At 65.8% G+C, this 21,428-nt stretch carries 22 protein-coding genes and 2 tRNA genes; 5 read left to right on the forward strand and 19 right to left on the reverse strand.

Annotation, left to right across the window (positions count from 1 at the left end):
- Positions 1-70: 70 nt before the first annotated feature.
- From QP415_RS05625 to QP415_RS05680, 12 genes are all read right to left on the reverse strand, one after another.
- Complete coding sequence (locus tag QP415_RS05625; protein ID WP_285099274.1) at positions 71-427, reverse strand: MGMT family protein; 357 nt, start codon at positions 425-427, stop codon at positions 71-73.
- The gene (locus QP415_RS05630) at positions 424-1,593 is read right to left on the reverse strand and encodes a hypothetical protein (protein WP_285099275.1); all 1,170 of its coding nucleotides are present in this window, start codon (positions 1,591-1,593) and stop codon (positions 424-426) included. The genes QP415_RS05625 and QP415_RS05630 overlap by 4 nt, the downstream gene beginning before the upstream one ends.
- Positions 1,594-1,652: 59 nt before the next feature.
- Positions 1,653-1,724, reverse strand: a tRNA-Asn gene (locus QP415_RS05635).
- A 107-nt stretch (positions 1,725-1,831) separates the two neighbouring features.
- Positions 1,832-2,626 (reverse strand): MerR family transcriptional regulator, encoded by a 795-nt coding sequence (locus QP415_RS05640; RefSeq protein WP_048677396.1) that lies wholly within the window; start codon positions 2,624-2,626, stop codon positions 1,832-1,834.
- 34 nt (positions 2,627-2,660) lie between these two features.
- Complete coding sequence (locus QP415_RS05645; protein ID WP_285099278.1) at positions 2,661-2,948, reverse strand: hypothetical protein; 288 nt, start codon at positions 2,946-2,948, stop codon at positions 2,661-2,663.
- Positions 2,949-4,242: 1,294 nt separating this feature from the next.
- Positions 4,243-4,623 carry a 50S ribosomal protein L7/L12 gene (gene rplL, locus QP415_RS05650; RefSeq protein ID WP_003792291.1) on the reverse strand — a complete coding sequence of 127 codons (381 nt, stop codon included), beginning with the start codon at positions 4,621-4,623 and terminating at the stop codon, positions 4,243-4,245.
- 92 nt (positions 4,624-4,715) lie between these two features.
- Positions 4,716-5,240: a 50S ribosomal protein L10 gene (gene rplJ / locus QP415_RS05655; RefSeq protein ID WP_016461558.1), complete on the reverse strand. Its 525-nt coding sequence runs from the start codon at positions 5,238-5,240 to the stop codon at positions 4,716-4,718.
- A gap of 402 nt (positions 5,241-5,642) precedes the next feature.
- Positions 5,643-6,350 carry a 50S ribosomal protein L1 gene (gene rplA, locus QP415_RS05660; RefSeq protein WP_016461559.1) on the reverse strand — a complete coding sequence of 236 codons (708 nt, stop codon included), beginning with the start codon at positions 6,348-6,350 and terminating at the stop codon, positions 5,643-5,645.
- Between the two features lie 69 nt (positions 6,351-6,419).
- A complete protein-coding gene (gene rplK / locus QP415_RS05665) occupies positions 6,420-6,851 on the reverse strand; it encodes a 50S ribosomal protein L11 (protein WP_016461560.1) in 432 nt (143 codons plus the stop codon).
- Between the two features lie 159 nt (positions 6,852-7,010).
- A complete protein-coding gene (gene nusG / locus QP415_RS05670; RefSeq protein ID WP_016461561.1) occupies positions 7,011-7,793 on the reverse strand; it encodes a transcription termination/antitermination protein NusG in 783 nt (260 codons plus the stop codon).
- A gap of 77 nt (positions 7,794-7,870) precedes the next feature.
- Positions 7,871-8,167, reverse strand: coding sequence for a preprotein translocase subunit SecE (secE, locus tag QP415_RS05675; RefSeq protein ID WP_285099282.1), 297 nt, complete (start codon positions 8,165-8,167; stop codon positions 7,871-7,873).
- Positions 8,168-8,201: 34 nt separating this feature from the next.
- Positions 8,202-8,274 (reverse strand) — tRNA-Trp (locus QP415_RS05680).
- A 181-nt stretch (positions 8,275-8,455) separates the two neighbouring features.
- Here QP415_RS05680 and QP415_RS05685 point away from each other — a divergent pair.
- The 5 genes from QP415_RS05685 (at position 8,456) to QP415_RS05705 (ending at position 13,156) form a co-directional block, all read left to right on the forward strand.
- Positions 8,456-9,661, forward strand: coding sequence for a pyridoxal phosphate-dependent aminotransferase (locus QP415_RS05685; protein WP_016461563.1), 1,206 nt, complete (start codon positions 8,456-8,458; stop codon positions 9,659-9,661).
- On the forward strand, positions 9,661-10,470 hold the full coding sequence (locus QP415_RS05690) for an alpha/beta hydrolase (RefSeq protein ID WP_285099285.1): 810 nt from the start codon (positions 9,661-9,663) through the stop codon (positions 10,468-10,470). The genes QP415_RS05685 and QP415_RS05690 overlap by 1 nt, the downstream gene beginning before the upstream one ends.
- Positions 10,471-10,473: 3 nt before the next feature.
- A complete protein-coding gene (locus QP415_RS05695; protein WP_285099287.1) occupies positions 10,474-11,556 on the forward strand; it encodes an adenosine deaminase in 1,083 nt (360 codons plus the stop codon).
- Between the two features lie 737 nt (positions 11,557-12,293).
- Positions 12,294-12,764, forward strand: coding sequence for a helix-turn-helix domain-containing protein (locus QP415_RS05700; protein ID WP_285099289.1), 471 nt, complete (start codon positions 12,294-12,296; stop codon positions 12,762-12,764).
- Between the two features lie 32 nt (positions 12,765-12,796).
- Positions 12,797-13,156, forward strand: a complete 360-nt coding sequence (locus QP415_RS05705) for an antitoxin (RefSeq protein WP_285099290.1) — start codon at positions 12,797-12,799, stop codon at positions 13,154-13,156.
- 341 nt (positions 13,157-13,497) lie between these two features.
- Here QP415_RS05705 and QP415_RS05710 read toward each other — a convergent pair whose 3' ends face one another.
- From QP415_RS05710 to QP415_RS05740, 7 genes are all read right to left on the reverse strand, one after another.
- On the reverse strand, positions 13,498-14,586 hold the full coding sequence (locus tag QP415_RS05710) for a UDP-N-acetylmuramate dehydrogenase (protein ID WP_285099292.1): 1,089 nt from the start codon (positions 14,584-14,586) through the stop codon (positions 13,498-13,500).
- A gap of 10 nt (positions 14,587-14,596) precedes the next feature.
- Positions 14,597-15,838, reverse strand: a complete 1,242-nt coding sequence (locus tag QP415_RS05715) for an MFS transporter (RefSeq protein ID WP_034475405.1) — start codon at positions 15,836-15,838, stop codon at positions 14,597-14,599.
- Between the two features lie 92 nt (positions 15,839-15,930).
- Positions 15,931-16,605, reverse strand: coding sequence for an N-acetylmannosamine-6-phosphate 2-epimerase (locus tag QP415_RS05720; RefSeq protein WP_007587569.1), 675 nt, complete (start codon positions 16,603-16,605; stop codon positions 15,931-15,933).
- 9 nt (positions 16,606-16,614) lie between these two features.
- The gene (locus tag QP415_RS05725) at positions 16,615-17,535 is read right to left on the reverse strand and encodes an ROK family protein (RefSeq protein ID WP_285099296.1); all 921 of its coding nucleotides are present in this window, start codon (positions 17,533-17,535) and stop codon (positions 16,615-16,617) included.
- A gap of 107 nt (positions 17,536-17,642) precedes the next feature.
- Positions 17,643-18,560 carry a dihydrodipicolinate synthase family protein gene (locus QP415_RS05730; RefSeq protein WP_048676722.1) on the reverse strand — a complete coding sequence of 306 codons (918 nt, stop codon included), beginning with the start codon at positions 18,558-18,560 and terminating at the stop codon, positions 17,643-17,645.
- Positions 18,561-18,562: 2 nt separating this feature from the next.
- Positions 18,563-19,381 carry an ABC transporter ATP-binding protein gene (locus QP415_RS05735; RefSeq protein ID WP_285099301.1) on the reverse strand — a complete coding sequence of 273 codons (819 nt, stop codon included), beginning with the start codon at positions 19,379-19,381 and terminating at the stop codon, positions 18,563-18,565.
- Positions 19,378-21,426 carry a dipeptide/oligopeptide/nickel ABC transporter permease/ATP-binding protein gene (locus QP415_RS05740; RefSeq protein ID WP_285099304.1) on the reverse strand — a complete coding sequence of 683 codons (2,049 nt, stop codon included), beginning with the start codon at positions 21,424-21,426 and terminating at the stop codon, positions 19,378-19,380. The genes QP415_RS05735 and QP415_RS05740 overlap by 4 nt, the downstream gene beginning before the upstream one ends.
- Positions 21,427-21,428: the final 2 nt, after the last annotated feature.

The following is a 21,428-nucleotide window of genomic DNA, read 5'->3' on the forward strand; positions in this document are numbered from 1 at the left end:
GCATCACAGGGGTCTACGCGACCCAAATCGAAAAACGCGTAACCAAATCGTAATCAAATATCAGCGAGCGTCAGCCTGACAATTCCGCAGCATTCTGCAGATTCTCAATGACCGTTCGTGCGACAGCGTCGAGCCATTCCTGCTCCACAACGCACTGCTTGAGATGAAGTTTTCCCCGCTCCAGATCGTGAGGCATCCCCTCTTTCTCCCACTCTGAAAATCCCTCACCGCGAATAGTTGTCGGAAAAGTTCCGTGAACGTTCACGACGCGCCACCACGGGACTCCACCGCCCCAGTCATGCATGATCCGCCCCACAACGCGCGGACCGGTACCGACCGCCCGCGCGATCATGCCGTACGTCGCCGCACGCCCCTCTGGGATTTCCTCCACAACCCGCAGGACGGCTTCAACGAGTTCTTCCCTCACAGCTCGATCATCCTCTCGACCGCCCGCAGCACCTCACGAGGATCGATTGGCACCACCGCGAGATCCGTGTCCGCCAGCGGCTCAGGTTCATCTCCAAGCAGCCCGGATACCCCGGGGCCGACACCACTGACGGGCTTGCCCGGCGTCGCCACCGTGCCGCTCCCCTCGCTCAGGCCAGCGAGCCCGCTCGGGCGGCCACGGCCTCGTCGAGCGGCCTCAGTCGGCTCCTCCTCGCCTGCCCGAGCCGGAGCCTCGTCCCCCGCCCCGCGCGGTGCCCACCGCACGTCGTCGGACTCCCGCGAGAACGCGTCGCCCACCTGGTAAGTGACGCCAGCGCAATCCAGGACGCGCAAATGCGCGCAAGGTTCCTTCCACGCACTCTCGGCACGTGAGACCACGAAAGCAAACGCATGATAGTCCCCCGCACGCAACGCATCTGCGACGGGCGAACCCTCGGGCGCGACGCCAGAGATTCCGCGCAGGACGCGGAACGTGTTCCACAGCGGCTTCTCCCCCAGCTCCATCGCCTCGGCAGGCAGCCAGCGCAGGCCATCCACCGCACCCTTGCGCGGGCCGAGGCGCGTGAACCCGCGAACAAAACCAACGATCTCGCTGGGGAGGATCTCGTCAACTTTCACGACGCGCGTGCGATGCAGCTCCACGAGCGCACGGTCCCCGCTCAGCCACACGCGCATGAGACGGGGCTTCTGCGCAGCCTTCGAGTGCAGCGCCCACACGTCGAGGCGTATCTTCGCCCACGAGGTCGGGGCCAGCTCGCGCCTCGGCTGAGCCACGTCGTTGGATGCTTCCAGCATCGCCCGGTAGCTGCTCTTGTCGAGCATAACCTTTCCCAGCTGACTGTCATGGAAACGCCGGGGAAAGGAGGCTCCCTGCTCCGGACTCCCCCAGATGCTCGCGGCCGTCACGAGGCGGTCAGCGTCGCCACTCCCCCGGGGCCAATCCAGCCACTCCCGCCAACGATCCCCGAATGCCGCGTAGCACTCTCGCATGCGCTTCTCACGCTCGGCCGCACTCTCTCTGGGGGCGACGGGCCCGCGCTTCTTCTTGCGCGGCTTTCTCACGGCCTTGACGATCACCTCAATAACCGTGGCAGCAACGAACGCGATGACCAGCACGTGGTAGGCGTGATCAGCGATAGCCTGCATCTACCCGCTCCTCCCCGATCAACAAAAAGCCCCGAGTTCATGAGAACTCGGGGCATCTGCTCCTGCGACTGGATTCGAACCAGTAACCGTCCGATTAACAGTCGGATGCTCTGCCGTTGAGCTACGCAGGATTGCGACAAGAGAAGATAGTAGCAGAGACTATTCGGAACTGGCAAGCCAGAGTGGCTTCAAAGCGTATGCTGCGCGTCACTGATATCGAGTTCAGCGTCGGGTGCACTCACCCCCACGTCGGATTCTCGAGGTTAATTCCCTGACGCCTCGCAGCCGACTCAATCGCATCGGCAAGCCACTGCGCGAAGCCAACATACTGTGAGTCGTAGTGAGCCCGGAATCGCTCGTCATGGATGTACCCGCGAGACATGATGTAGTGCTTGGCAGGCGTGACCGGAAAGAACTCACTGAGGGCTTCTCTGTGCTCCTCGACGAGGCTTTCCGCTTCCTTGCTATCCGGAGCTACGCCGTCACGGATCGCATCGATCATCCTGCTTTCGATGTCATGGAATCGCTCGGCACTGTCACGCCAGTCGGCGGTTTGCCACGACGCAGTGCGCTCTCGCGATTCACGCCAGTCGTCAGTGTCACCATAACGGTCTTCGGCCTCGCTCTGGTGCGCCGCAAAGTCGGCCTCCCCCAAGATCTCCCCGATTTCTTCCACAGTGAGCTCGTTGTCATTCATTGCATCCTCCAACAGTATGTCTAACGCTTCTATCATTGCGTCCGTCTCGCGACGATGAGCAAGAAGGCTCTCTCGTTGCCTCGTGAGGTGTTCGATCTCAGAGTCTCCACAGTCGAGGAGGGCCTTGATGTCCATCAGCTTCATCCCCGTCGCCCGGTAGACGACAATCCTCTGGACACGCACGCAGTCCTCGCGCGAATAGAGCCGGTAGTTCGACCAGCTCCGCGCGGTGGGAGCGAGGAGCCCCTGCGCCTCCCAGTGGCGCAGCGTTCGCACCGTCAGCGAGAATCGCTCGGCGACCTCTCCTACCGTGTAGAGGGTGGTGTCGTTGCTCATGACATCGATTCTGCCCCCTGACGCCGCGTCATGGTCAAACGAAAGACCGTTTCCATGTCGCGGTCACGCGGAACAGGACACTGGCATTAGTGCATATCAGGCCCGTCGCGCGAAAAAACTCGCCCAACACCAGACCCATCTGGGCCCTCGCGCGAAAGAACTCGCCCAACACCAGACCCATCTGGGCCCTCGCGCGAAAGAACTCGCCCAACACCAGGCCCATCAGGGCCCTCGCGCAAAAGAACTCGCCCAACACGCCATAAACCGCGATTTTTAGGCCATTTTTCCCTCGCTGGGCGAACTTTTTCGCGTTTGTGTTCACGTCAGATCGCACAGGACGAACTTTTTCGCGCCCAGAGCACAGGGACGTCATAACTGTGAAACCAACGGCATCACTAAACGCCCGCCCCGGTACAAAACTCTCCCAACAACCACCGTCGCACACCCATCCCGGTACAAAACCCTCCCCACAACCACCGTCGCACACCCTTCCCGGTACAAAACCCTCCCAGAGCGCGAATAAACGGCTGTTTTTGCCCAAAATGCATCAGCAGGGAGAATTTTGTACCGCTCGCAGAGCACAGAAGCCGAGCAGGGAGAATTTTGTACCGGCCATCGCGAGCTCACCCCGCCAACACCGATAGCAAGCCAAAGCCCCACCCCTCCTGAGGGGCACGGGGTGACACTAACATGGTTGACGATCCGGATAGGTTACGACGATGCGGATAGGTTAATAAGCTATCCGGATGCTCATAACCTATCCAGATAGCAACAACCTATCCGTATGCGCAGCATGCGAAGAAGCCGTTGCACGAGGCTCCACTGCCCCCGAGTGACGACGGTGACACATACCAGAAATTCCGCATGCAATTCGATTGCATGAACTTTCAACAAAGCCCAGAAACGTTGCAATTCCAACGATGCCAATTCAAATACTGAAATAGTCACAGGGGAATTGCATGCGAAAGTGCTAGACGCACAATAGCCGCATCGACCAGGCTGCGGTGCCCGTGGGCGGCAGCAGGGCCTGGCTGTGGCGCCCGTGGGCGGCAGCAGGGCCTGGCCGTGGCGCCCGTGGGCGGTGGCAGAGCCTGGGCGACACCAAATCCGCACGTAATTTCCCTCGGTCACTTTTGAAGACAGCCCAGAAACGCTCCAATTCCAACGATGCCAATTCAAATACTGAAATAGTCACCGGGGAATTACGTGCGAAATTACTGAGCAGCAGGCAAGACGGTGCAACACACAGCAGAACAAGCCGCACCGCCGGTGTGGAGGCGCCGGAGGGCCGGAGGGCCGGGCTGCGGTGTCCGTGGGCGGCGGCGGGGCCTGGCCGGGCTGCGGTGCCCGTGGGCGGTGGCGGGGCCTGGCCGGACAACGAGTCGACGCGCCGAGCGAAGCTCGCGGCGCGGACGGCTCGCGGGCGGGCCGCCGCCGGCGGGCACATCAAGCAGCCCGGCCCAACGAGCCAGACAACACGGTGCCCGGAACAGCAGCGACGCCACAAGCAACACAACGCACGCCCAGACATGCGTCAAACCCCGCCCCGCAGATGCGGGACGGGGTTTCGCCCACCCAGTCGGGTGGAAGAGTCTGAACGATTCAGACGGGGAAAGTCACTTAAGGGTGACCTTGCCGCCGGCCTCTTCGATCTCAGCCTTGGCCTTCTCGGCGTCTTCCTTCTTCGCGGCGGGGAAGATGGTGGAGGGCGCGGAGTCAACCAGGTCCTTGGCTTCCTTGAGGCCCAGGCCGGCCAGGTTCTTGACGACCTTGACGACGGCGATCTTCTTGTCACCGGCGGACTCGAGGACGACCTCGAACTCGTCCTTCTCTTCGGCGGCGGGGGCGTCGGCAGCCGGGGCGGCAACGGCGACGGCTGCGGGGGCAGCGGCCTCAACGTCGAAGGTCTCCTCGAAGAGCTTCACGAAGTCGGAGAGCTCGATGAGGGTCATTTCCTTGAAAGCTGCGATGAGCTCGTCATTGGAGAGCTTAGCCATGAGTGGCATCCTTCCTAATTGGCCTGCACGAGTGCAGATTGTTGGTTTGTTTCACGCAGCCAGGGTGGCGGCGTGGAACAGGGCCTGTCTCGTCAGGCCGCCTCGCCCTGCTGCTTTTCGCGCAGAGCATCGATGGTGCGCACTGCCTTGACGGGCAGAGCGTTGAATGCGAACGCCGCCTGACCAATCTTGGCCTTGAGGACGCCTGCGGCCTTGGCCAGCAGGACCTCGCGGGACTCGAGATCGGCAAGCTTCTTGACACCCTCGGCGCTCAGCTGAGCACCGTCCATCGCGCCAGACTTCAGCACGAGGGCGGGGTTGTCCTTAGCAAAATCACGCAGGGTCTTGGCGGCCTCGACGGGCTCGCCGGAGACGAATGCGATGGCGGTGGGGCCCTTCAGGTCCTCAGCCAGGAAGTCGAGACCGACCTCCTTGGCCGCCAGGCGCGCAAGCGTGTTCTTTGCCACGGCGTAGGTCGCGTTCTCGCCCAGGCCGCGACGCAGCTGCTTGAGCTGGCCGACGGTCAGGCCGCGGTACTCGGTCAGCAGGACAGCGTCGGCTGCGCGGAAGCGCTCCACGAGCTCGGCAACTGCTGCCACCTTGTCGGACTTCGCCATGGTCCTCCTTCCAGATACGTGACCGCAGGTAAGAAAAAACCCGACACGCAGGATCGTGTCGGGCGTACGCTCGATTGCAGCACATGGCTGCTCACTCACCTGCGTTGGATTTTCCTCCACTAGCGTGGACACCAACGGTCTTCGGCACGGACCAGCTTAACAGGGCCACCGACAGCGCGCAAGCATGGCGGCGCGTTTCACAGACGAGGCCGGGGTTGCACCCTCCGGCGAGTGCCGCGCAGCCCACTTTCGCGCAGCTGCGAGTCACCCACCACGCTCTCATAGCTGCCGCGACGCCCAGGACTGGCGCACGCGCACATCTCAACGCACAACAACAGATAAGGCGGGTCCCCGCGCAGCCATGCTGCGCGGGGACCCGAATGCTTCGTCAGCGAGCTGAGCTCACTTCTCCAGCAGGTCCTTGACCTTGGTGACATCCAGCGGGATGCCGGGGCCCATCGTCGTGGCGACGGCGCCCTTGATCAGGTAACGGCCCTTCGCGGAGGTCGGCTTGAGACGCAGAACCTCATCCAGGACGGTCGCGTAGTTCTCGGTCAGCTGCTCGGCGGTGAAAGACGCCTTGCCGACGATGAACGCCAGGTTGCCGTGCTTGTCGACACGGAACTCGATACGACCACCCTTGATCTCCTTGACGGCCTTCGCGACGTCCATGGTCACGGTGCCCGTCTTGGGGTTCGGCATGAGGCCACGGGGGCCGAGGACGCGGCCGAGGCGGCCAACCTTGCCCATCAGGTCGGGGGTAGCAACGGCGACATCGAAGTCGGTGTAGCCCTTGGCAACCTTCTCGATGAGCTCGTCGCCGCCGACCTCGTCGGCGCCTGCGTCAATCGCTTCCTGAGCGCGCGGACCAACGGCGAAGACCAAGACCCGGGCGGTCTTGCCGGTGCCGTGCGGCAGGGAAACGGTGCCACGGACCATCTGGTCCGCCTGGCGGGGATCGACACCCAGTCGGAAAACGACCTCAACGGTCGAATCGAACTTGGTGACGGTGGTCTCCTTGGCCAGCTTCATGGCCTCGAAGGGGGTGTACAGCACGTCCGCGTGGACCTTCTCGGCCGCTGCGCGGTAGCTCTTGGAGCGCTTGGTCATTCTGCTTCTTCTCCTTGCAGTCGTGGGTGTCGGGCAGCGCCTGCCCTACCACGGGGGGGTTGGTTGAGGTCAGCCCTCGACGGTGATGCCCATGGAACGGGCGGTGCCGGCGATGATCTTGGCCGCGGCCTCGATGTCGTTGGCGTTGAGGTCAGCCATCTTGGACTGGCCGATCTCGCGAGCCTGATCCATCGTGATCGAACCAACCTTGACGGTGTTGGGGGTGCCGGAACCCTTCTGGATGCCAGCAGCCTTCTTGATGAGCTCGGCGGCGGGCGGCGTCTTGAGGACGAACGTGAAGGAACGATCCTCGTAGACGGTGATCTCAACGGGGATGATGTTTCCACGCTGCGACTCGGTGGCCGCGTTGTAAGCCTTGGTGAACTCGACGATGTTCACGCCGTGCTGGCCCAGAGCGGGGCCGACGGGCGGTGCGGGGGTTGCGGCGCCGGCTGCGATCTGAAGCTTGATCAGGCCGGTGACCTTCTTCTTCGGTGCCATGAATGCGGGTCTTTCTTCTGAAGTTCTGACCGACGGGTGCCGGTCAGGCGGAGCGTCGGGCACTGCTCACTGGGTTTCAGCGGGCATAGTGCGCCCTACGCACACAAAAGTGAATCATAACGCGATTCCGGGCTTGATCCCAAGTCCGGGTGCGTGATGTCACTGCTCGAGCTTCTCCACCTGGTCGAAGCCGAGCTCGAGCGGCGTCTCGCGCTCGAAGATGGTGACGAGGACCTTGAGCTTCTGAGTCTCGGGCATGATCTCGGAGATCGTGGCCGACATGGTCTCGAAAGGTCCGTCGGTGACGGTGACGATCTCGCCGACCTCGAACTGGGTCTGGACGACCTGGACGGGTGCGGGCTGATCCTTGGCGGCCTCGGCGGCTTCCTCGAGGACGTTGGGCGTCAGGAGCATGACGACCTCGTCGATCGAGAGCGGCACCGGGTTGTGCTGGTCGCCCACGAAGCCGGTGACGGCGGGGGTTTCCTTGACGACACGGTACGAGGCCTCGTTGAAGTCCATGCAGACGATCGCGTAGCCGGGGATGCGCACGTGACGCACGCGCTTCTTCGTGGTGCCGCGGTACTCCATGACGTACTCGTCCGGGACCTCGACGGCGAAGATGTAGTCTTCCATGTTCTGCGTGGTGATGCGCTGCTCTAGGTTCGCCTTCACCTTGCGCTCGTGGCCGGAGTAGGTGTGGATGACGTACCAGTCGCCGGGAGACATGTAGAGCTTGCGGCGCAGCTTGGCGATCGCTTCCTCTTCGGCCGAGGCAGGGGCCTCGTCGTCCGATTCGGTCTCCTTCTCGGCGACCTCCTCGGCCACCTCGTCGACGACTTCCTGGGCGGCTCCGTCGGCCAGCGCCTCGGCACTCTCCTGCTGGACCTCTTCCTGGTGCTCCTCGAAGGCCTGTTCCTCGGTGTAGTTTTCGTCGCTCACGACGTTTCCCTCCTGCAAATGGGGCCGGACCGTAGAAGAAACCCGCCTGCAGTATCCTGCGGGCGGGTTCGTCGGTCTCAGCCGAAGATCAATGCACTTAGCTTACCGAATCCGAAGTCGAGTAGGCCAGCGAAAAGCATGATTGCGGCGACAAACACAACGACAACAACGAAGTATGTCCAGGTTTCGGATCCCGTCGGATACGTCACCTTCTTCATTTCGTCGATGACCTGCTTGAAGAAGAGCCAGATAGCGCCAAACAAACCGGGACGCTTGTTCTGTTCCTTGGTGGCGTCACCACGCTTGCGGGTAGCAGCGCTCTTAGTGCGATCTCGGCGCGAGGATTCAGCGTCCGAGGCAACACGATCGGCCATGGGAATCCTCCTACGAAATGATCAGCCTAATCCGCAGGGCAGGCGGGACTCGAACCCACAACCGCCGGTTTTGGAGACCGGTGCGCTACCAATTGCGCCACTGCCCTACGCAGGAAAACCTGCCTGACGAACATTAGTGGATCATGCGGCGCTTTGTCCACCCGAGAACCACGACCAAAGGTCGCGTGCCCCGAAATACCAGCCCCGACCTCGTAAATGAGAGGTAGCCCACGCACGCATCGTGTGCGCTCTCCGCCACACGCGCGCGCGACGTGGGACCATGGAGGGGTGACCAATACTCCTCGCACCCGTGTCTCTGATCGTTTCAACGCCATCACCCCGTCCGCGACCCTGGCCGTGGACGCGAAGGCCAAGGCCCTCAAGGCCGCCGGCCGCCCGGTAATCGGCTTCGGCGCCGGCGAACCCGACTTCGCCACGCCCGACTACATTGTCGAGGCCGCCGTCAAGGCCGCCCGCAACCCCGCGATGCACCGCTACACGCCCGCCGCCGGCCTGCCCGCGCTGCGCGAAGCCATCGCCGCCAAGACCCTGCGCGACTCCGGCTACGAGGTCTCCCCCGCCGACATCGTCGTCACCAACGGCGGCAAGCAGGCCGTCTTCCAGGCCTTCGCCGCGCTGCTGGGCCCCGGCGACGAAGCCATCCTGCCGACCCCCTACTGGACCACCTACCCCGAGGTCGTCAAGCTCGCCGGCGCGACCCCCGTCGAGGTCTTCGCGGGCGCCGACCAGGACTACAAGGTGAGCGTCGAACAGCTCGAGGCCGCGCGCACCCCTCGCACGAAGGTGCTGCTCATGTGCTCGCCGTCCAACCCGACGGGCAGCGTCTACACGCCCGAGGAACTGACCGCGATCGGCCAGTGGGCCCTCGAGCACGGCATCTGGGTCATTTCGGATGAGATCTACGAGCATCTGCTGTACGAGGACGCGCAGAGCGCGCACATCGTCAAGCTGGTGCCCGAGCTGGCCGACCAGGCCGTCATCCTCAACGGCGTGGCCAAAACCTACGCGATGACCGGCTGGCGAGTGGGCTGGATGATCGGCCCCTCCGACGTCATTAAGGCTGCGCTGTCCTTCCAGTCGCACCTGACCTCCAACGTCAACAACATCGCCCAGGAGGCCGCGCGCGCCGCCGTGTCCGGCTCCCTGGATGCCGTGAACGAGATGCGCGTCGCCTTCGACCGTCGCCGCCGCACGATCGTTGACATGCTGCGCCAGATCGACGGCTTCGACGTCCCCACCCCCAAGGGCGCGTTCTACGTCTACCCCTCCGTCGAGCGCCTGCTGGGTCGCGAGATCCGCGGCCGCGTCGCCAACACCTCGGGCGAGCTCGCCGACCTGATCCTCGACGAGGTCGAGGTCGCGGCTGTCCCCGGCGAGGCCTTCGGCCCCTCCGGCTTCCTGCGCTTCTCCTACGCGCTGTCCGACGACGACCTCGTCGAGGGCATCACCCGCGTGCAGGAGCTCTTCGCCTGATGCACGTCTCGTTCGAACGGACACAGCGGGAGGACCCCCTCGGAACAGTCCTCCTCGCCCACGGGTACGCGGAGCACTCCGGGCGCTACGCCCACCTGCGCTCCGCGCTCACCCGTGCCGGTTACGACGTCGCCTACTACGACCACGCGGGCCACGGGACCTCCGAGGGTCCCCGCGCCCGCGTGGACGTGGGCGCGCTCATCCGCGACTTCGGTGACGTGCGCCGGGCGGCCGTCGCCCACGCGCGCACGCCAGAGCTGTTCTTGTTCGGACACTCCATGGGCGGCATCATCGCGGCCGCCTCCACGATCCTCGACCCGACGCGGCTGCGCGGCACCGTCCTGTCCGCGCCCGCGCTGCGTCCCCTCCCCCATGTCTCCCCCTCCCAGGCGCGCAGGCTGGCGCCGATCGCGCGGCTGCGCCCCGGCCTCGTCGTGGCGAAGGGCGCGTCCGACATGGAGGTGTCTCCCCTGTCGCGCGACCCGCAGGTCCAGCGCGACTTCGATGCCGACCCGCTCACCTACAAGGGCGGCGTGCCGATCCTGACGGGCGCGACCATGATCATCCAGGGCGACGAGGTGATCGCCCGCGCCGGGCGCCTGGCCTCACCGACGCTCGTCATGCACGGGTCCGGCGACCTGATGGCGGACCTGCGCGGTTCGCGCGAGCTCGTGCGCGGGGCGCGCGCGGCGCACCCGGACGCCGACATCCACCTGCGTATCGTCGACGGCGCCTACCACGAGCTCCTCAACGAGCCCGAGGGCCCCGGCCTGATTCGCGACATCATCATCTGGCTCGGGGAGCACTAGGCCGTGGACGCGCCCTCCGTCCCCAACCTGACGGCCCCACGCCCCACCCCACCGGGCAGGCGCGACCTCGCGACCCTGCCCAAAGCGCACCTGCACCTGCACTTCACGGGCGCGATGCGGCCCACCACGATGGTGGACATGGCGCGCGCGCAGGGCGTTCGTCTGCCCCCTCACCTGCTGCACATCGACGCGGCCTCCATGCCGGCCGACGGGCGCGGGTGGTTCCGTTTCCAGCGCGCTTACGACTCCGCGCGTCACCTCGTGCGCTCCGAGGCCGCGATGCGCCGCCTCATCCGCGAGGCCGCCGAGGACGACGCCGCCGAGGGCTCGGTGCGCATGGAGATCCAGGCCGACCCCACGAGCTACGCACCCTACGTCGGCGGCATCACCCCGGCGCTTGAGATCATCATCGACGAGGCCCGAGCGGCCTCGCGGGACACCGGCGTCGACATCGGCGTGATCGTCGCGGCGTCGCGCATGAAGCACCCGCTGGACGCGCGCACGCTCGCGCGCCTGGCCGCGTCGTTTGCCGGGGATGGTCCCGGCAACGTCGTGGCTTTCGGCCTGTCGAACGACGAGCGCGTGGGGTCCACGGCGTCGTTTGCTCCGGCGTTCCGCATCGCGCGCCGCGCCGGTCTCGTGGGTGTTCCGCACGGCGGCGAGCTCCTGGGCCCCTCCTCCGTGCGCGAGGTTGTGTCCGCTCTGGCGCCCGCCCGCCTCGGACACGGGGTGCGCACCAGCGAGGATCCTGCGCTGCTGCGCGCCGTCGTTGACGCGGGCATCGCTCTGGAGGTCTGCCCGACGTCAAACGTGCACCTGGGCGTGTACACGGATTTCTCGCAGGTGCCGCTGCCGATTCTGTTGTCTGCCGGGGCTACCGTGGCGCTGGCTGCCGACGACCCGCTGCTCTTCCGCTCGCGCCTGGTCGCCCAGTACGAGGTTGCGCGCGACGTGTTCGGGCTGTCCGACCAGGCCCTGGCCGACTTGGCGCGCTCCTCTATCGACGCGTCCCTGGCCTCACCCTCGCGCAAGGCGGCCTGGAAGGCCGACATCGACGCCTGGCTGGCGGTAGAGCCCGTGGCGTAGGTCCCGGGCGCGAGGCTGCATCCGCGCAGCAGCTGTTTCTCACCGCCCTCACGATTCGGCACGTTTACCCCTAAATGTCGCACGTAATTCCCATATCAACTTTTTAAACTTTGAAATCGGATCGTTGATATTCCGCGGTTTTCAAGGCGTGATCCAGGAAACACGTTGGGGAATTACGTGCGAAATGTGGGGAGGTACAAGCCTTGGCGAACGGCAGCTCACATACGGATAGGTTATGAAGATATGGATAGGTTATGAAGATATGGATAGGTTATGAAGATATGGATAGGTTATGAAGATATGGATAGGTTATTAAGCTATCCGGATGCGCATAACCTATCCGCATCGTGACAACCTATCCGGATAGCGGAAACCTATCCGCGTAACGGATCCGCGAGCGCAGGCGCGCACTTCATTGACGACGACACCTCCCCGCTCATCCACGAACTATCAGCGAGCGCAAGACCAGCACAGTTCTCCCACAATCTCGCATGCAATTCCCCCACGCCTTTTTCAAACTTTGAATTCAGAACATTGATATTCTGCGGTTTTCAGGGCGTGTCTCCGGACACCCGACGGGGAATTGCATGCGGAATTTGGGAAGCCCTCTCTCAGTCCGGTTGTTTCTTTCCCATCCAACCGCCCGAGTCGGCCACCTCGGGACGACCACAGACCCCGGCCTCGCACCTACCGACGACCGCTTCACCAATAGTGCACGCGTGCACTATCATGAAGACATGAGCCGGTTTCATCGTGACGACGCGCCGTCCCTCGTGCGTGCTGCACGTCAGGACGCATCCCTCACACAGGCCGAGCTGGCGGGGATGACCGGGATGAGCCAGTCGACCCTCGCGCAGATCGAGTCCGGCAGGCGCGCAGTCTCCGCCGAACTGCTCGAACGCATCCTCCGCGCCGCCGACTACCGCCCCTCCGTGCCGCTCGCCCGCTACGCGCCTTCCATCAGCAGCTACGCCCAGGAACGAGGCCTGGGTTTCCTCCGCGTCTTCGGCTCGGTCGCCCGGGGCACGGACGGATTTGAGTCGGACATCGACCTGATCGGCACGCCCACCCGCGAGCTTTCGCTGTTCGAGTTGGCGGACATCGCCTCGTTCACGAGCGAACTCACCGGCTTCCCGACGGAGGTTCACGCGGATACACACGTGCCCGAAGCACTGCGAACTGCCGTTGACGAGGCCGTGGCACTATGAGCGAGCCTGCTCCCTTCACCCCTCGGCCGCGAGTGGCACGCAGACACGCGCCCAGTTTCGACGCTGAGAACTTCCTGCGCGAACTCGACGTCATCGCCCATCGCGTCGAACGGGTTGCCGCTGTCCCCGTCGAGGCCTTCAGCGCCGATTGCCCGGAGTATGACTCCGCTTGCATGGTGATCATCCGGCTGGCCGCGTTCCTGGAATGCGAAGAGTACGCACCCTACATGGATGCCCTGACCTCGCCTGAGAAGCGCGCCCTGCGCACGACCCGCAACATCGCGGCGCACTCGGGGTACCAGAACATGGACGACCAGCTCCTGTGGACGGCCGTCACCCGCAACGTGCCCGACATGATCGAGCGCCTGCGCGCCGCAGCCTCACGCGGATAGGTTATGAAGATGTGGATAGGTTATGAAGATATGGATAGGTTATTAAGCTATCCGGATGCGCATAACCTGTCCGGATCCTGACAACCTATCCGCATCGTAACAACCTATCCGTGAAACGGATCCGCGAGCGCAGAATCAGCGCAGTTCTCCCACAATCTCGCATGCAATTCCCCCGCACCTCTTTCAAACTTTGAATTCAGAACGTTGATATTCCGCGGTTTTCAGGGCATGCTTCAAGACGCCTGACGGGGAATTGCATGCGAAATGTGGGGAGGTCCCTCTACGGGTTCTCCGGAAAGATGCCGACAACGGGCGCGGCGCACAATGGCCAGGCGCACCCGCTACCAGGTGATGCCAACCGTGACCGGCTCGGGCACCAGGGTCACACCAAATGCCTCAAAGACCCGCTCGCGCACGGCGCGGGCCAGGGCCTCGATGTCGGCACCCGTCGCGCCTCCGCGATTCGTCAGGGCCAGCACGTGCTTGGTGGACAGGGACGCGCGCGGAGGATCCCCGGCCTCGGGCAGGTGGAAGCCCTTGCCGCAGCCCGCGTGATCGATGAGCCAGGCAGCGCTCGTCTTGACGAGGCCCTCCCCCGCGCTAAAGCGCGGCGCACCCTCGGGCAGAGAGGCGGCCGCGGCCTCTGGCAGGATTGGGTTGGTGAAGAAGGAACCGGCGCTCCACGTGTCGTGATCCTCCGCATCCAGGACCATGCCCTTGCCGCGGCGCAGATCCAGGACGGTGGAGCGGACCAGGGGCGCGTTGGCACGCGACCCGGCCTCGACGCCGAGGCGGCGGGCCAGCTCGGCGTACATGACAGGGGCGCTGAGGGGCGAGCGCTCGAGGCGGAAGTCCACGGACAGGACCACCCAGCGGCCGGTCGGCCCCCAGGGACGGTCGCCCAGGCCGGGCTCGCCAACGCTGCGCTTGATCGCCGAGGAGCGGTAGGCAAAGCCGAGGTCGGAGGGCAGCAGGCGCACGACGATGCCCGTCAGGCGGTCGTAGGCCTCGACGCTCTCGATGGTCTCGGAGACCTCATGGCCGTAGGCGCCCACGTTCTGCACCGGGGACGCGCCGACGGTTCCGGGGATGCCGGAGAGCGCCTCGACGCCGGAGAGCCCCGCAGACAGCGTCCAGGAGACGAACTCGTCCCAGACCGTGCCCGCACCGGCACGCACAACAACCGAACCGGCGGGGTCCTCGTGGATGACGGAGGCGACCTCACCGAAAGGCTGCACGTCGACGACCGTGCCCTCGAAGGGGGCGTCGGAGGCCAGCAGGTTTGACCCTCCACCCACGACGAGGAGCGGGCCGCCAGCGGCATCGGCCGCGGCGACAGCGTCCACCAGGGCATCGGAGGACGTGGCGGGCACGACGCGGGCGATGGGGCCGCCCACGCGCAGGGTCGTCAGATCAGCGAGGGTCGTCATGCCCCTAAGCCTAGTCGCCGAAGGCGAGGTCCGTGTGCTTCGTCCCGCGGCGGTCTGGCACCTGCCCGGCGAGGATGATCGCGAGGAGGACCGGCAGGGCCACGAAGGCCAGTGCTCGGTGGTAGCCGATGTGGTCGGCGATGAGGCCCAGGAGCGGCGGACCGATGAGGGCAGCGCCGTAGTTGACGGTCGAGAGCACGGAGACGCGCGCGGGCGTCATGACGGGGTCGACGGACAGCGCCGAGATGCCCAGGGGGAAGCCGAGGGCCGAGCCGACGCCCCACAGGGCGATGCCCGCAACCGCGAACAGGTGGTGCGGCGCGAAGGCCACGAGCAGCAGGCCCACGACCGCGCCGGTGAAGGTGATGCGCAGCAGCATGGGCGAGCCCAGGCGTGCCTCGAGACGCGGGGACGCGAAGCGCACGATCGTCATCATGAGCAGGAAGAACGCAAACGCCGCCGAGGCCGCCGCGGTCGAGTAGCCGTAGCCGTCCACCATGGACAGGTTGAGCCAGTCGTTCGCAGCACCCTCCATGAGGCCCGCGCTCATGACCATGAGGGCGATGAGCACGGTCTGCTTTTCGCGCCAGGCAACCCGGGTGAGGCCCTTCGCCTTGCGCTGCGAGGCCTCCTCCCCCTCACTCTTATCCTGCGCGGGCGCGAGGGCCGCGACCTCGTCCTTCGTCAGGTAGAAGCCGACGGCGGTCCCGCAGGCGAGAAGCTCGAGTGCAGCCAGTCCGAAGAGGTGGGCGCCGAGGGGCAGGCCGAGCTGGGAGGCGAGCGCGCCGAGGAGCGCGCCTCCCAGCATGCCGACCGCGTACATCGCCTGGATGACGGGGACGACGGTGCGGCGCACGGCCGCCTGCACGAGGCCGGCCTCGATGTTCATGGTCGCGCCCCACAGGCCGTTGCCAGCCGCGATCAGCACGAGGCCGGCGGTGGCCAGTGGGATCGAGACGTTGAGTGCGCCCATCCCCGCGCAGACGATGCCCAGAGCCCAGATGGCCACGCCAATGCGGCCCGAGGCCCGCGCGCCGATTGTGGTCACGATCGGGCCGGAGGTCGGCAGGGTCAGCAGAGAGCCGAGGGAGGCGATGAGCAGCATCGTGCCGATCGTCGCCGGTGTCAGCCCGAGGTTGTCGCGTACGTCGGGCAGGCGCGAGAGCCACGCTGACGTGCCGAAACCGAGGCACACGTAGACGACGCCTGTGGCGCGAAGGGCAGCGCGAGCACGCGAAGATGGGACAGACATGCTGGGTAATATACGCGCCGCCAGTTGCGAATGTAAGCGGGGGTGGGCAGGTGTTGATCACCCGCCCACCCCCGCTCAACAGGAACAGGAACTCAGCCCTCCACGGCGGCCTTAAACCAGGTCGTGATCGACGTGGGGTGCGTGATCGCGGTGCCGACAATGACGGCGAAGGCGCCGGCCTCGATGGCCGCGGCAGCCTGCTCGGGTGTGTGGACGCGGCCCTCGCAGATCACGGGCACATCCGGGAACGCGGCGACGACCTCGCGCAGCAGCTCCAGGTCGGGTCCGTCGGTCTTGACGCGATCGCCGGTGTAGCCCGCCAGGGTCGTGGAGACGATGTCCACGCCGGCATCGACGGCGCGCTGGGCATCCTCGAAGGAACCGCAGTCAGCCATGACGAGGGTGCCGTCCTCGCGCAGAGCCGCGACGGTCTCGGCGAAGCTCAGGCCGTCCAGGCGCGGGCGGCCCGTCGCGTCCAGGGCGACGATGTCGGAGCCGGCCATGACGCAGGCGCGGGCGTGACGCAGCGAGGGGGTGATGTACACGCCCTCGTGGCCTTCCTTCCACAGGCCGATCACGGGCACGTCGACGCGGCCCTTGATCGCGGAAATATCGGACAGGCCCTGGCAGCGGATGGCGGCGGCGCCACCGATCTCGGCGGCGCGGGCGATCTGTGCCATCGTCTCGGGGTGGCGCATGGGCTCGCCCGGGTACGCCTGGACGGAGACGATGAGCTTGCCCTTCAGGTTTGCGATAAGCGGGTGCATGGTGAACTCCTATGAGTGCAGGAAGAAGGAAACGGCTCCGAGCAGCGGCGCGTCGCCGCCGAGGGAACCAACGAGAATGGGGGTGGCGGCGACGGGCGTCATCGCGGAGGCCGCGAAGCCATCGCGCAGGGCGTCCCACCAGATGTCCCCGGAGCGGGTCATGGACCCGGAGAGGATAACGACGGCCGGGTCCACGCAGTTGACCAACGAGGCCGTGGCCTCGCCAAGCGCGTACGCGGAGCGGGAGAAGCAGGCGGCTGCCAGGGCGTTGCCTGATTCGGCGAGCTCTTGCAGAGCGCGCCCGCCGTCCACCTCGGGGTCGGACTCGCCGCGCAGCGAGTCGTACCAGGCGGTGATGCCCGATCCCGAGCAGAAGGACTCGATGTGGCCCTTGCGGCCGCACGAGCACGTCATGTCGGGGGCGAAGTGGTGGTGGATGTGGCCCACGTGTCCGGCGATGCCGCGCGACCCGAAGGAGACCTGGCGGTCTTCGACGAGGGCGCCGCCGATGCCGGTGCCGACCGCAATCGACAGGACGGAACGGTAGGGCTGGCCGGCGCCGAGCGTGGCCTCGCCCAGGCCGTGCGCGTGCACGTCGTTGAGGACGCGCACCTTCAGGCCGGTTGCCTCCTGAAGCAGAGCGCCCAGGGGCGTGCCTCCCCAGCCGGGCATGGTGCCCGTGGCGGAGACGATGTCGCCGGTGGAGGGGTCGACGACGCCGGCGCTGGCGACCGCGACACCGCTCACCTGCGGGTGAGAGGCGACCAGGGACGAGGCAAGGTCACAGATGCGAGCCGCCACGTCCGCTCCGCCGCGCATCGCGTCAGTGGGGATCGATCCGCGCTCGGTGACCTCGTAGCTGTCACCGGCCTCGACGATGCCCCACCCGACCTTGGTGCCACCGATGTCGAGGGCAAGGAGCGTAGTCATGAGGATCCTTACGAAAAGTCAGGGGTATAAGAAAATCGACGAGGCCGGGGCGCGCGCCCGAAGGCGCGCAATATGCGGAACGGAAGAACCCCGGCCTCGTCGACGTATCAGGAGAGCAGGTCGACCGCGCGCAGCACGGACGCGACATGCTCCATGTTGTCGCCCTCGATGGCGGCAACCGGGCGCGGCATCTCAGGCGAATCGAAGACGCCGAGCAGGTGCAGCGCTGCCTTGAAGGCGCCGACGCCCGCACCGAAGCCCTGCACGCCCTTCACCTGGACGATGCGCATGAGCTCCGCGAGGCGGTCCTGCTCGGTGCGCACGGCCTCCCAGTCGCGGCGCTCGTAGGCCTGCCACTGGCGCACGTAGCCCTCGGGGTCCACGTTGGCCAGGCCGGGCACGGAACCGTCCGCGCCGGACATGTAGGCGCCGTCGACGACGACCTCGTGGCCGGTGAGGAGCTGCAGCGGGTGGCCGGCGGCCTCGTTGGCCAGGCACAGCCAGCGGAACGCAACATCGTCACCGGAGGAGTCCTTGACGCCGTCGATGACGCCGTCGCGGCCCAGGCGCATGAGCAGGTCGGGCGACAGCTTCGTGTGCACGCACACGGGGATGTCGTAGGCCCACAGCTCGAGGTTGGTGTTCTCCTTGAGGATACGGAAGTGGCGCTCGACCTCGGTCTCGCCGCCCAGGGCGTAGAACGGGGCGGTCGCGACGACGCCCGTGGCGCCGCCGATCTCTTCCACGGCCTTGATGTTCTCGATGACGCGCTCGGTCTCGGTGTCGATGACGCCGACCAGGAGCGGGATGCGGCCGTCGACGATGCGCACGGCTTCGCGCTGGATCTGGGCGCGACGCTCGGCCGTCGAGAAGGCGACCTCACCGGTGGAGCCGGACACGAACAGGCCGTCGAGGCCGGCCTCGATCAGGCGGTTGATGTGACGCTCGAGCGAGGGGACGTCGAGCTCGCCGTTTTTGAGCGGGATGGCCAGGGGCGGGACAACGCCACGGATCTTCGAAGACATAATTACTTCTCTCCTTCGAGGTTGGGGTGCAGGAGCGAGGGCGCGGCGCCCAGGAGCTTGCGGGTGTAGGGGTCCTTCGGGTCGGCGAGCAGCTGCGCGGCCGGCCCTTCTTCGACGACCTTGCCGCCGTTCATCACGGCGATTCGGTCAGAGACGTATCGCACGGTCTGGATATCGTGCGAGATGAAAACCATCGCCAGGCCCAGGTCCCTCTTGAGGTCCGTGAGCAGGTTCAGGATCTGGGCGCGCACCGACACGTCGAGCGCGGAGGTGGGCTCGTCGGCGATGATCGCGTCGGGGCCGATGGATAGGGCGCGGGCGATGGCCACACGCTGACGCTGGCCGCCCGAGAGCTGTCCGGGGAGCGCGTCGAGGGCGCTCGACGGCAGACCGACGAGCGAGATCAGTTCGCGCACACGCTTGGCTCGCGAGGCCTCGTCCCCAATGTGGTGCACGCGCAGCGGGTCAGCGAGCTGATCGGCGACGTGCATGCGGGGGTTGAGGGCCGTCGCGGGGTCCTGGAAGACCACGGAGACGACGCGTCCGATTTCCCGGCGGGCGGCGGCGCTGCGCTTCGTGACCTCCTTGCCGTTGAAGAACACCTGGCCCTTCGACGGCATCTGCAGGCCGCACATGACGTTCGCGGTCGTGGACTTGCCACAGCCGGACTCGCCGACGATGCCGAGCGTCTGTCCGCGCTCAATGCGCATGTTGACGCCACGCACCGCGTGGACCTTGTTGGGCTTGAACAGGGAGCCGGTACGCGAGGTGAAGGTCACCTCGACGTCCTTCAGTTCGATGATCGGGGTGTTGTCGCTCATCGCGTTTCCTCCTGACCGTTCGTTTCCTGCGCGGAGGCCTGCGCCTCGTCGCGGGGCGGGAGAGCCGCGTACACGTGCTCGGGGCCGACCTCGGTGAGGACCGGGCGGATGTCCAGTCCGTAATCGGGGTGCGAGGACCTGGGGGCGAAACGATCGCCCTTCGGGAAGTCGCGAGGCGAGGGCACGGTGCCGGGAACCTGGTGGAGTCGGCCGGAGCCGGACTCGATCGAGAGGACGGCGCCCAGCAGGCCGCGCGTGTACTCGTGTGTCGGGTGCGTGAGCAGTTCCTTCGTGGGGGCCTGCTCGATGACCTGGCCGGCGTACATGACGGTGATGTGGTGTGCCACCTCGGCGACGAGCGCCAGGTCGTGGGACACGAAGATCATGGCGAAGCCGAGCTTCTCACGCAGCTCGTTGAGCAGAGAGATGACCTGCTTCTGGACGGTGACGTCCAGGGCGGTGGTCGGCTCGTCCGCGATGATCAGCTTCGGGTCGCGGGTCAGGGCCATGGCGATAAGAACGCGCTGGCGCTGGCCGCCCGAGAGCTCGTGCGGGTAGGACTCGAGGGTGCGCTTGGGATCCAGGCCCACGAGCTCGAGGAGTTCCTCGGCGCTGCGGGTACCGCCGCGGCTGGTCAGCTGCTTCATCTGAGCCTTGATCAGCATGGCGGGGTTCAGGGACGACAGGGCGTCCTGGTAGATCATGGCCATCTCGTGACCGAGCAGCGCGCGACGCTCCTCGGCGGACTTGGACAGCAGGTTCTCGCCCTCGTAGAGGATCTCGCCCGAGATCTCGGCCTTGGGATCGATGAGGCCCATGATGGTCAGGGCCGTGATCGACTTACCGCAGCCGGACTCGCCCACGAGGCCCATAGTCTCACCTGCGCGGACCTTGAAGGACACGTGGTCGACGACGTTGACGTCGCCGTGACGGTCGAACTTGATGCACAGGTCCTTGACCTCGAGCAGAGGAGCCTTCTCGAAGTCGGCTTCGAAGCGATCGAAGCGCTGTTCTTCGACGGTCTCGAGGTCGTCGAGGCGAGCCTGCAGGGATTCGGCCTGCTCGGCGTAGGCGCGGCGCGGGTCGAGCAGGAGCTTGTCGGCCTCGCGGTCGGAGTCCTTATCGACCTGGGCAACAGCTGCCGAGGAGGGGGCCGCGACCATCGCGTCCGTGATGCCCTCGGACAGGAGGTTCAGGCACAGCACGGTGGTCATGATGAACAGGCCGGGGAACGTAGCCGTCCACCACATGCCCTGCAGGACCGAACGGTTCGTCGAGGCCTCGGACAGGACGTTGCCCCACGTGGCCACGGTGGTCGCCTGGAGACCCGAACCGATGAAGGTCAGGGAGGCCTCGAGGATGATCGCGTCGGCGACGAGGACGGTCGCGAACACGAGGACCGGGGCGGCGGTGTTGCGCAGGACGTGCTTGGTGAGGATCCAGGGGGCGCGGGCGCCGGAGACGATCACCGCGCGGACGTAGTCCTCGCCGTAGGCGGCCATGACGTTCGCGCGAACGATACGCGACAGCTGCGGGATGTAGACGAAGGCGATCGAGCAGATGATGATCACCACGAGGCCTGCGGTGTTACCCGACTTCGTGAGGGTTCGTCCGAAGACGAGGACCGTCACGGCCGCCATGGCGATACCGGGCACCGCCATGATGATGTCGAGGATGCGCATGATCGTCTCGGAGATGCTCTTGCGCACAACCGCGGCGACGGAGCCGATGATCGCACCGAAGAAGAGCGCGACCAGCGTCGAGCACAGACCGATGATCAGGGAGAAACGACCGCCGTACAGGACGCGAGCGAAGATGTCTCGACCCACGTGGTCCGTGCCGAAGAAGTGCTCGGCGGACGGCGCCTGCCACTTGGCGCTGATGTCACCGGGGCCGTAGGGCGAGATGAACGGGGCCAGGATCGACACGAGGACGATGAGCGCGAGGATGACCATCGCGATCTTCGAGCCGAGCGACATCGCGCCGATGCGCGAGAAGCGCGCGCCCTTCGCAGTGACCTTGTTGAGCTTTTCTTTCTGGTTCATGC

It is taken from the genome of Pauljensenia sp. UMB3104 (assembly GCF_030217285.1).
Taxonomy (GTDB): Bacteria; Actinomycetota; Actinomycetes; order Actinomycetales; family Actinomycetaceae; genus Pauljensenia.

Bases quoted from the DNA above. Each gene is read 5' to 3' on its own strand.
- QP415_RS05715 (WP_034475405.1), bottom strand. From the start codon at position 15,838: ATGTCTGTCCCATCTTCGCGTGCTCGCGCTGCCCTTCGCGCCACAGGC.
- QP415_RS05630 (WP_285099275.1), bottom strand. From the start codon at position 1,593: ATGCAGGCTATCGCTGATCACGCCTACCACGTGCTGGTCATCGCGTTC.
- QP415_RS05640 (WP_048677396.1), bottom strand. From the start codon at position 2,626: ATGAGCAACGACACCACCCTCTACACGGTAGGAGAGGTCGCCGAGCGA.
- rplJ (WP_016461558.1), bottom strand. From the start codon at position 5,240: ATGGCGAAGTCCGACAAGGTGGCAGCAGTTGCCGAGCTCGTGGAGCGC.
- QP415_RS05700 (WP_285099289.1), top strand. From the start codon at position 12,294: ATGAGCCGGTTTCATCGTGACGACGCGCCGTCCCTCGTGCGTGCTGCA.
- QP415_RS05735 (WP_285099301.1), bottom strand. From the start codon at position 19,381: ATGAGCGACAACACCCCGATCATCGAACTGAAGGACGTCGAGGTGACC.
- QP415_RS05690 (WP_285099285.1), top strand. From the start codon at position 9,661: ATGCACGTCTCGTTCGAACGGACACAGCGGGAGGACCCCCTCGGAACA.
- rplL (WP_003792291.1), bottom strand. From the start codon at position 4,623: ATGGCTAAGCTCTCCAATGACGAGCTCATCGCAGCTTTCAAGGAAATG.
- secE (WP_285099282.1), bottom strand. From the start codon at position 8,167: ATGGCCGATCGTGTTGCCTCGGACGCTGAATCCTCGCGCCGAGATCGC.
- QP415_RS05710 (WP_285099292.1), bottom strand. From the start codon at position 14,586: ATGACGACCCTCGCTGATCTGACGACCCTGCGCGTGGGCGGCCCCATC.
- QP415_RS05720 (WP_007587569.1), bottom strand. From the start codon at position 16,605: ATGCACCCGCTTATCGCAAACCTGAAGGGCAAGCTCATCGTCTCCGTC.
- QP415_RS05730 (WP_048676722.1), bottom strand. From the start codon at position 18,560: ATGTCTTCGAAGATCCGTGGCGTTGTCCCGCCCCTGGCCATCCCGCTC.
- rplA (WP_016461559.1), bottom strand. From the start codon at position 6,350: ATGACCAAGCGCTCCAAGAGCTACCGCGCAGCGGCCGAGAAGGTCCAC.
- QP415_RS05725 (WP_285099296.1), bottom strand. From the start codon at position 17,535: ATGACTACGCTCCTTGCCCTCGACATCGGTGGCACCAAGGTCGGGTGG.
- QP415_RS05740 (WP_285099304.1), bottom strand. From the start codon at position 21,426: ATGAACCAGAAAGAAAAGCTCAACAAGGTCACTGCGAAGGGCGCGCGC.
- rplK (WP_016461560.1), bottom strand. From the start codon at position 6,851: ATGGCACCGAAGAAGAAGGTCACCGGCCTGATCAAGCTTCAGATCGCA.